The following is an 8,964-nucleotide window of genomic DNA, read 5'->3' as shown; positions in this document are numbered from 1 at the left end:
TAATTTTTTCTGATCTTTTTCATACTCTTAAAGTTAAAGAGTATAAGAATTGTGTCCTAACAAAGGTAGCAACTCCACAGGTTACGTGCAATATAATCCCGGATTTCTACTCTATAACGTTTCCTCGTACCATTACCCGTTTAGGATTCTTATAGGACGTACGAAACGGTCTTTTTGAATAGTAATCTTCTAAAGTCTCTGGTTTTATCATCGCAGAATACCTGAAATATTTTTTTAAAAAGTTTTTAAGCATAACAAATTTAGATGTTTTCGTACTATTTTAAAGGTTAATCAGTAATCAAAATAAAAAAGCTGTAATCACAGACTACAGCTTTCATTATCAGGCTTACTGAACAAAGTTGCTCAGTGGAGCATCAATGGCTTCCAGAGCGATCATAGGATTCCAGAAATCCACATACTTTACAATCTTACCTTCTTCGTTGGTAGTCACCACAGAAGTGTACTTTTAATGATAAGGTTTTCCGGTGCTGATCGCATTTCCTTTGCTTGTAAATTCGGCAATGACCAAAGTAGGTTCTTCGGTGGTATGAAAATGTAAATTTTCAAAATCAACCTTAAAATGTTTAGGGGAATTTTTCATATACTCATACAATTCTGTTTTACCCTTTACAAGACCTGGAAAATCGGCAGGGCCGTAAGGAAATTCTAAAACGCCATCTTCACTAAAAAGATCCACCCAGTTTTCAATCTGTCCTGATGAAAGGAAATCTAAATGATTTTTAAAAGCTGTTTGCGCTAAATCTTTAATTTGCTCTTTTGTACTCATATCTTAAAAATTTTGTTTTATTATTTTTGATTAAAATTTCTAGTACAAAATTAGATATGAGAAGAGTACTGTTGTTTTAAAAAATCAAATGATAACTTTCAAAAATCAATCAATACTAAATATTATATTGTTCCTGCCGCTTATAATTGATTGTTTGATGCAATGTTTCAACTTTAGAAGGGTTTCAATAAAATATCCTACCCTTATCGGTTGTATCATCATATGGAGGAGCAGTACTTACCCAATAAGTCCCTACATATGTGTCCGGTTGTTGTGATCCTAATACCGCTGGTCCTTTTTTTAAGGTAATTTTCAGATGGTATCTGCGTATTTTATAGAGGATCTTATTTTTCTTTTAGATCATCCTTAAAAAACGAACTGAAAACTGTTTGCATATTAGGAAATGTTTGTTCCTCCCAATATTTTTCGGTGTAATTACTTTGATCCTTGCTATAATTTACTCCCGGGACATCATTCTCATTGCTAAACTCAAGCTCAGTTGGATAAAAGTTCTTATAAGTAATAATCTGATTATAGTCCGGCTCAGCTTTATGTTTTAGTTTTAGGGATTTAATTTCATTGTATTCATTAAAATTACGAAGTGCTTTTTTTGAATTTTTTTCGAAAGAGAAATGAGCAACTACACGAATATCAAAAAGTCTATAACCAAAAAATGCCAGTTCTTTTTCCTGAAGATCTGCACCGCTAACTTCTATTTCGTCCTTAACCGGTGTTTTCAGTTCTTTTATCTTAAAGTCACCATTGTCATATTTTTCCAGGTTTCCTGCATGTTTCAGTCTGGGTAAATCTAAAAACATACTATAATCCCAAGATCCTGTCTGCTTCTTTGGAAAAGCTGCATTTTCTAGACTGAAAATACGGTACTGTTGTACCTTTATATCCTTTACTTTTTTGTTTTTGTTATCGAAAACGTAAGTTGCTATTCCATCTACATAACAGTTAAGCATATTATTTACGGTAACATAAGCATTAAAGTTACCCTTTATCAGAAGATATTTTGCTGGTTTATCATTTTTTATGACAACAGGTTCAATATCTTTAACTCCATCTTTTACTTTTACTACATCTTTATCCAATTCAGCGTATGAAAATGTTCCCAATAAAAAATTATCATACACCAACTGATATTTTTCTTGAGAAGGATTTAATAGTTTCCGTTCAATCTTTCCGTCAATATCAGAATAAGCAATGATGCTTCCGTCTCTCCCGAACACAGAAACCTGTGGAAGGGGTTGATTGGTACGTTCAGAAATAAAAGCGGTGGTTTGTGCATAAGTAAAGTTGAGTAGCAATACAAACAGTAAAGAAAAGATTTGAAATTTTCTCATGACTTAATATTTTAAAAATTATTCTACTTAGAAGACAACAGATTTTTTAAAAGGTTGCCTCGATTGCTCAAAAAAGTGGTATTACAAATTTCTCAGGTTTATGATTATCAATGTAGGAGATAAGCAACAGAGGTCGAAGAATCTGCATAGTGTGGAACTTTGCACCCACAGTAGGTGGATGTAAAAATGGAAAAAGACAATAAAAGGTAAGAGATAGAGCTAATTTTAGTATAACTTTCACTTTAACATCTAGTTCGGTCTGGCAAAATACGAAGATGAAATAGATAAAACGGCATCCTTAGATGATGCCGTTTATAAAATCCTACTTATCATATGGTGTAAAGCGATCCCATTCCCACGGTGTAAAGATATCGCCGATTACTTTTTCCAACAATTCCTTAAATACGCGTTCACCATTTCCGCTGTTACACATTATCACGATAGCCGTTTCCTTTTCAGGGAAGCAGATGCTATAATTACGCCAGCAGTCATCATGGCCACCTTTAAAAAATGCCTTTCCGTAAGGTGTATTGATAACACCCCAGCCTAGGCCATATGACAGGTTAATTTTATCATCGCGATAGGCGGTGAGTCTTATACCAATGACGAACTTATTGCCTATCTCATTGACTCCGAATATGATGACAGGGAAAGCCGTAAGGTCGAAAGACTCATTGGTACAGCCAAGTTCCGTTACAGAGCTTTTATGGAAGAAATCACAGCAAGCAACTCTAGAAACATTGATAAAAATACGATTGGAAGACTATCTTCCTGTGATTTTATCAATCAAAAACAGAATATTCTGGTGACCGGAAGTACAGGCGTAGGAAAGAGCTTTATTGCAACAGCGATTGGATATAAGGCTTGTACAATGGGATATAAAGTAATGTACTTCAGTATCAACAAACTCTTCTCAAAACTCAAAATGGCAAAAGGAGACGGTTCTTATCTCAAAGAAATTGATCGTATAGAAAAACAGGATCTGATTATCTTAGACGACTTCGGACTCCAAACTTTAGATAACCTTAAACGACAGGATTTCATGGAAATTATTGAAGACAGACATGGGAAACGCTCAACCATTATTGCTTCTCAGCTCCCGATAAGTACGTGGCATGAAGTGATTGGTGAACAGACTATTGCAGATGCCATCCTCGACAGAATGGTTCATAACGCCCTGAGAATCGAACTTAAAGGTGAATCGCTAAGAAGAAAAAAAGCAGACTCAAAAATTGCTGCAGAATAACCAATATTTTTATATTTTTAATCCATCTAAAGACACCTTTTTTTGACTTCATTCTAAGTGGTCAATTTAATCAGCAATAGGGTGGTCAATTTGTCAAGAATATCTACCTGATTTGATATTATTGTTGTTAGCTTGGTAAAATCTGCAGAAAATGTCTGCAAATTTTTTGGGGTCGATCCCAATACCATGATCTTTTACACCAATTTTGATGTTATCATCTACCTTTCCAAGAGAAACAATGATACGGTGGTCTTCAGCAGAGTATCTGATGGCATTGTTCAGTAGATTAATCATTACTTGTTCTAAGCGGTCCGGGTCACCATTAAGATACTGCTGATCCAGATCAGTCTGAAAAGTGATGTCAAAGTCACTGTTTAACCGACCAATTGACCTCATTGTTTCCTTAAGTAAATTTATGATGTCAAATCTTTCTATCTTTAAAGGGAGCTTACCTGCCTCGATTTTCGAAACATCGAGCAAATCCGATATCAGTATATTTAATTTGGCAACCTGCAACAGTGCTTTTTCCAGCAAGTATTTTAGCTTTTCATCGTTGAGATGGCGTGCCATAACTTGCAGATAAGACTGTAAACTGGTGAGAGGTGTCCTAAGTTCGTGGCTGGCAAGTGCAATAAACTCGTCTTTTTTGACATTTAGTTCTTGAAGTTTTTCCAGAAGTTCAGCGTTCTCCTGATGTAGCTGATATCGCTCGCTGATATCACGTGCAATCTTAGATGCTCCGATAATTTCCCCATTACCATTAATAACAGGAGATACTGTAACTGAAATAGGGAAAAGATCACCGTTCTTTTTCTTCCTGACGGTCTCAAAGTGGTCTACCTTGTTTCCGGATTTTATCTGTCCGATGATGTAATCTTCCTCTTCCAGCCGGTCAGTAGGAATGATAAGAGAGATGTGCTTGCCAATTGCTTCATCTGCACTATAACCAAATATACGTTCAGCTGCGAGATTCCAGCTCGTAATTATTCCACTAAGGGATTTACTTACAATAGCATCGTCACTGGACATTATGATTGCATTCAACAATGCTTGCTTGTCTCCCAAGTCAAATGTATCCATATCTGTCGTTTTAACTATCGAAATAACTGTTGCCGGTAAGTGGATGTAGTGTTACTTCGAAAATAAAAACAAATTTAGGAAATAAAACTTTACGGAATAAAAGGTCGAATTGAAGCCTGCTAAAATTTCGATTAAATGCAAAAATACTGCGGATTTTATACTCTACTTATGATATCGATCATATTACTTTTACTATTTAATGCTAATAATTAAAGTAGAAATCTAGAGGCAATAAAATAACCGCCACCATTTACCATTAAGGAGTGAGTTATTGCTGGCGCTTCTAACTATGTTATTCTTCTAATTACATTCGTTGAATTCATCATCGATATCCGAAGTTGAAATTTGTTTTAAGATCACATCCCGCAGGCGTTCTTCGTGTTCATCGGCCCATCGCCCTAATGTCGCAATTACGGGGATCAACGTCTTACCAAATTCGGTAAGGCTATATTCTACTTTTGGCGGAACAACGGGATAAATTTTTCTAGTAACAAGTTCGTGTTCCTCCAATTCTTTCAGCTGTATGTTCAAAACCCTGCGCGTAGCATCAGGGATTTTGCGTTGCAGATCGCTTGGACGTTGATGTCCCTGATCGATAAACCAAAGCAGGCGTATCTTCCATTTACCGTACAGCACTTCACCGATCAGGTCAAGTGCACAATTGAGGTTCGGTATTATTTTTCGCTCATACATATCGCAAAATTAAGCCCATATCCAAATCTGTGCAATAGGGGAAAAATTATTCCCTATTTGAATCGTAACTCCGTACTTGTGAGGTACTACCCTACTTCAGACATTTGCAGTACATAATTTAAAATACAATTAAAAATGGATTATCAAAATGAGCTATCAGGCAAAATTGCTCTGGTAACAGGAGGTACTAAAGGAGCCGGAAAGGCTATTGCCGAAAGACTGTTACAGGCTGGCGCAACTGTAATTGTCACAGCAAGAAACGCACCTGAAATAGAAAACAGCAAGCTGCATTTTATTCCCTCCGATTTGAGTACGGAAGCAGGATCGCAAACAGTGATCAGCGAGGTTTTGTCAACTTACGGCAGACTGGACATTCTTGTGAACAACCTCGGTGGTTCCTCAACACCAGCCGGTGGGTTTGCTGCATTGAATGATGAAGACTGGGTATCTACCTTGCAAGCCAATCTGCTGGCCCCAATAAGACTCGATCGAGGCTTCCTACCACAAATGATTGCGCAGAAAAGCGGCGTGATCATTCATATAGCGTCTATTCAGGGCATCCTTCCACTCTACGATTCGACATTGCCCTACGGTGCTGCGAAAGCAGGATTGAGAAATTACAGCAAGGGCTTGTCAAAGGAGGTAACACCTAAAGGAGTGCGTGTACTTACCATTTCGCCGGGATGGATAAATACAGACGCATCGAAAGACTGGTTGGGTGAGATTGCAAGAAATGCAAATAGTACAATAGAAGAAGCACGACAAAGCGTTATGGATGCATTGGGCGGAATACCGTATGGCAGACCTGCCGAGCCGGAAGAAGTAGCTGAACTGGTTGGCTTTCTTGTTTCACCGAGAGCAAATTATTTATCAAGTACAGAATATGTAATCGACGGTGGCACCGTACCAACTATTTAATACTAACCAAAAAAAAATAAAAAACATGAACTTACCAAAAGTAGTATCAGATTTAGTAAAGGCGCAAGACGATTTTGACGCCCATGCCTATGCAAATTGTTTTTCCGAAACAGCTGTAGTGAACGATGAAGGCAAAACATACAAGGGCAAAAAGGAGATAGAACATTGGATTAAAGAAGCCAATGAAAAATACAGGACCGTCATGAAGCCGCTTGAATACACCGAAAACGGTACATCAAGCATTCTCTCCGCAGAGGTCTCTGGCACCTTTCCGGGAAGTCCGCTGGTGCTTAAGTTTAACTTCGAGATTATCGACGGTAAAATTCAGGACTTGAAAATGACCGAATAAATCCAAAAAGGCGAGCGTGATCTGAGCAAGTCACGCTCCCTTAATTTTAAAAGAACAGATTATGAGTTACTGCACCGCTATCGAGAACATACAATCAGAGGAGAAGAAAGCGCTTCATAAAAATTATCATGACAATTATTATGGTTTTCCGCTTCATGATGACAATGAATTGTTCTGTCGTTTGGTATTGGAAATCAATCAGGCCGGATTAAGCTGGGAAACGATATTAAAAAAGGAAACTTCTATCCGAAAAGCATATAGCAGTTTTAATATCAAGAAAGTAGCCGCCTATACTGAAAGGGACCGCATACGTCTATTAGCCGATGCTGGAATTATCAGGAACAAACTTAAAATAAATGCAGCTATCGAAAATGCAAAAGTCATTTTGAGTTTGCAAAAAGAATTCGGCTCATTTGAACAGTGTTGAAACACCATTACCCACGAACGAAAGAAGAATGGGTAAAATTATTTAAAAAGACTTTCCGTTTTACAGGTGGTGAAATTGTAAATGAATTTTTGATGAGCATCGGTTATTTGCCGGGGGCGCATTCTGAAAGTTGTGCTACATACAAATTAATCATAAAACAAAACCCAATGTGGACAAGAAAGTAAAAAATAATGGTTCCGAGTTTTAAGAAATAGAAACTCGCTTGACTATGATATAAGATAAATAACTGTTAATGATATTTAATAAAATTCAAACTAAAATATGGGAACTATCTGTTTCAACAGGTACACCCCCTTACACTTTTATTTCATTTAAAGTAGATGAAGAACTGAAAAATTCTGTTGCTGAAGAATTTCTTAGTGGATATACACAAGGCATTGCTTTTTTTATTTGGGATGATTATACATTGAATGACTATAAAGACTATGTGATAAACAGTAAAGAATATTCTATGATTGCAGATAATCAAAAGGAAAGTTTTCTTGAAGGTCAGATTAAAAAAAACATAGAAAAAAATAGCTTCCAAGATTGGAAACGCAACCAAATGTATATTGCATTAGGATTTTCTCTCAATGTATTAAGGAGTGAAAACATCCCTTACAGGGAAGCAGAGAATATAGTAAATTTTCAGCAGACACTGAAAATTAATAAAGCTGTGTTATCAGATATAATCTTATTCTAACATTGTATCATCGGTTGGTATGAGTATCCTTGCTTCGGGAATGGGATGAATCAAAAATTTTAGATGTTTGAATTTGGAACTCCACTTTTCATCAATTAAGATCCTTAAGAATTACACTCTCAATATTTGGATCAGATAGATCCCAATACCACCATTTACCAGGATTATTTTTCTCCTCAATAAACCTTCTTTGATATGCTATTTTAAATAAGCTCATCAGTAATACTAAAACTTTTTCTAGTTCATATTCAGGTAAATTAGCTAATTTCCTTAAATTATGATTGACAATACCTTTTTTTAATAAAACACATGGGGTAAAAGTATTTTTTAAATTACTTTCTTTTATTGCAGGCTCTATATCTTCATCAGTTGGTTTTGATTGAATTATTAGAGAAATTATTTCTTCTAAATAATCTTTTTTCTTTTCTAAATTAAAACTAACAAAATTCGACTTAAGAACATCAATTTGTATATGTCCTTGCCCATATTTATTAATAGAAATCTGATCAATTATTCCTAACATATTTTTATAATTTACGTGGATAAATGGTAATAAATGGTTTAGTTGGGTCTATAGGCCCTTTATGAATATCTATTTTACTTGGAAGATTATCAAATGAGGATTTTGATCCAGGTAAAGAGTTTTTGATTTTTGACCATTCTCGGCTGTTTTTTAATCCACCTTGAATTATGTAATCCCAATCAGAATTATTTCCTGTTAATGTGTTTATTCCATTTTTAACTCTTCCTTCTGTTGCTCTACTTCCTACAACTGTTATTGGCTTATTAATTCTAGTTGCTGCATTTTCTATTCTTAGAGCATCACTAGTTGTTAATATTCCTTTTTCAGTAGCTAAAACTTTTAACGCATCATCCCCATTTTTAGTTACAATTAAAAGTGGTAACGCAGCTAATTGCACATTTTTATCACCTGAAGCAGACATAGCTATCCCAATACCTTCCCAAATCCCCAAAGGATCACCCATTCCACCTATATACTTTATAGGTCCATCATTTCTTACCCATGCCATAGGATCCATAGGTCGATTAGCATAATTCCATGCAGTCTGTACACCCAACATACCGTTGTAAAGTGCATTATGGTTAAGAGTATAGGTACTTAATGCTGAACCCCAGGTTTTTGAGGTCCCGTAACCTTTTATAACAAGTTCCGGAAGTTCTTCCTTAAAAACATCATGTTCATTCATATAACGCGCCAAATCATCTACTCTTCCATCAAAAGAGTTCTGTAATTCAGCAATCTCATCAGTCCTTTTATAAGTTATACTTCCGTTGTATTCCCTTATATACATTCCTGTTGGATCTGAAAAAGAGATCGGGTTATTGGCAGCAAAATGATTAGGTGTTAAACTCTGATAAGATTCAGCAAATACATCTATTCCTGCAAATCT

Annotated in this window: 9 protein-coding genes and 2 pseudogenes; 5 read left to right on the top strand and 6 right to left on the bottom strand. The window is 35.9% G+C overall.

The window, feature by feature from the left end:
• Positions 1-466: 466 nt before the first annotated feature.
• Positions 467-787 (bottom strand): nuclear transport factor 2 family protein, encoded by a 321-nt coding sequence (locus AB8P06_RS20460; protein ID WP_369844482.1) that lies wholly within the window; start codon positions 785-787, stop codon positions 467-469.
• A gap of 344 nt (positions 788-1,131) precedes the next feature.
• On the bottom strand, positions 1,132-2,136 hold the full coding sequence (locus AB8P06_RS20455; protein ID WP_369844480.1) for a hypothetical protein: 1,005 nt from the start codon (positions 2,134-2,136) through the stop codon (positions 1,132-1,134).
• 592 nt (positions 2,137-2,728) lie between these two features.
• Here AB8P06_RS20455 and istB point away from each other — a divergent pair.
• Positions 2,729-3,382, top strand: a pseudogene (istB, locus tag AB8P06_RS20450) (IS21-like element helper ATPase IstB); the annotation flags it as partial.
• 93 nt (positions 3,383-3,475) lie between these two features.
• Here istB and AB8P06_RS20445 read toward each other — a convergent pair.
• Both AB8P06_RS20445 and AB8P06_RS20440 read right to left on the bottom strand, forming a co-directional pair.
• Positions 3,476-4,462 carry a PAS domain-containing sensor histidine kinase gene (locus AB8P06_RS20445; protein WP_369844478.1) on the bottom strand — a complete coding sequence of 329 codons (987 nt, stop codon included), beginning with the start codon at positions 4,460-4,462 and terminating at the stop codon, positions 3,476-3,478.
• Positions 4,463-4,762: 300 nt separating this feature from the next.
• Positions 4,763-5,155: a winged helix-turn-helix transcriptional regulator gene (locus tag AB8P06_RS20440; protein WP_369844476.1), complete on the bottom strand. Its 393-nt coding sequence runs from the start codon at positions 5,153-5,155 to the stop codon at positions 4,763-4,765.
• Positions 5,156-5,290: 135 nt separating this feature from the next.
• On the opposite strand from AB8P06_RS20440, the gene AB8P06_RS20435 reads away from it, so the two are divergent.
• The 4 genes and pseudogenes from AB8P06_RS20435 to AB8P06_RS20420 all read left to right on the top strand — a co-directional run bounded on the left by AB8P06_RS20435 (position 5,291) and on the right by AB8P06_RS20420 (position 7,552).
• A complete protein-coding gene (locus tag AB8P06_RS20435) occupies positions 5,291-6,073 on the top strand; it encodes an SDR family oxidoreductase (RefSeq protein WP_369844474.1) in 783 nt (260 codons plus the stop codon).
• A 25-nt stretch (positions 6,074-6,098) separates the two neighbouring features.
• Positions 6,099-6,422 carry a nuclear transport factor 2 family protein gene (locus tag AB8P06_RS20430; RefSeq protein WP_369844472.1) on the top strand — a complete coding sequence of 108 codons (324 nt, stop codon included), beginning with the start codon at positions 6,099-6,101 and terminating at the stop codon, positions 6,420-6,422.
• Positions 6,423-6,483: 61 nt separating this feature from the next.
• A pseudogene (locus AB8P06_RS20425) lies at positions 6,484-7,034 on the top strand (DNA-3-methyladenine glycosylase I).
• Between the two features lie 68 nt (positions 7,035-7,102).
• Entirely contained in the window at positions 7,103-7,552 is a 450-nt protein-coding gene (locus tag AB8P06_RS20420; RefSeq protein WP_369844470.1) for a hypothetical protein, read from the top strand.
• A gap of 91 nt (positions 7,553-7,643) precedes the next feature.
• On the opposite strand, the gene AB8P06_RS20415 is transcribed toward AB8P06_RS20420, so the two are convergent.
• Together AB8P06_RS20415 and AB8P06_RS20410 are read right to left on the bottom strand one after the other, a co-directional pair.
• Positions 7,644-8,075, bottom strand: coding sequence for a DUF5958 family protein (locus tag AB8P06_RS20415; RefSeq protein WP_369844468.1), 432 nt, complete (start codon positions 8,073-8,075; stop codon positions 7,644-7,646).
• Positions 8,076-8,079: 4 nt separating this feature from the next.
• Positions 8,080-8,964 (bottom strand): hypothetical protein (locus AB8P06_RS20410; protein WP_369844466.1); only part of this gene is annotated, 885 nt, incomplete at its 5' end.

Source organism: Chryseobacterium tongliaonense (assembly GCF_041224435.1).
In the GTDB taxonomy this organism is placed as follows: domain Bacteria; phylum Bacteroidota; class Bacteroidia; order Flavobacteriales; family Weeksellaceae; genus Chryseobacterium; species Chryseobacterium tongliaoense.
This window is presented reverse-complemented; position numbering and strand designations above follow the sequence as displayed.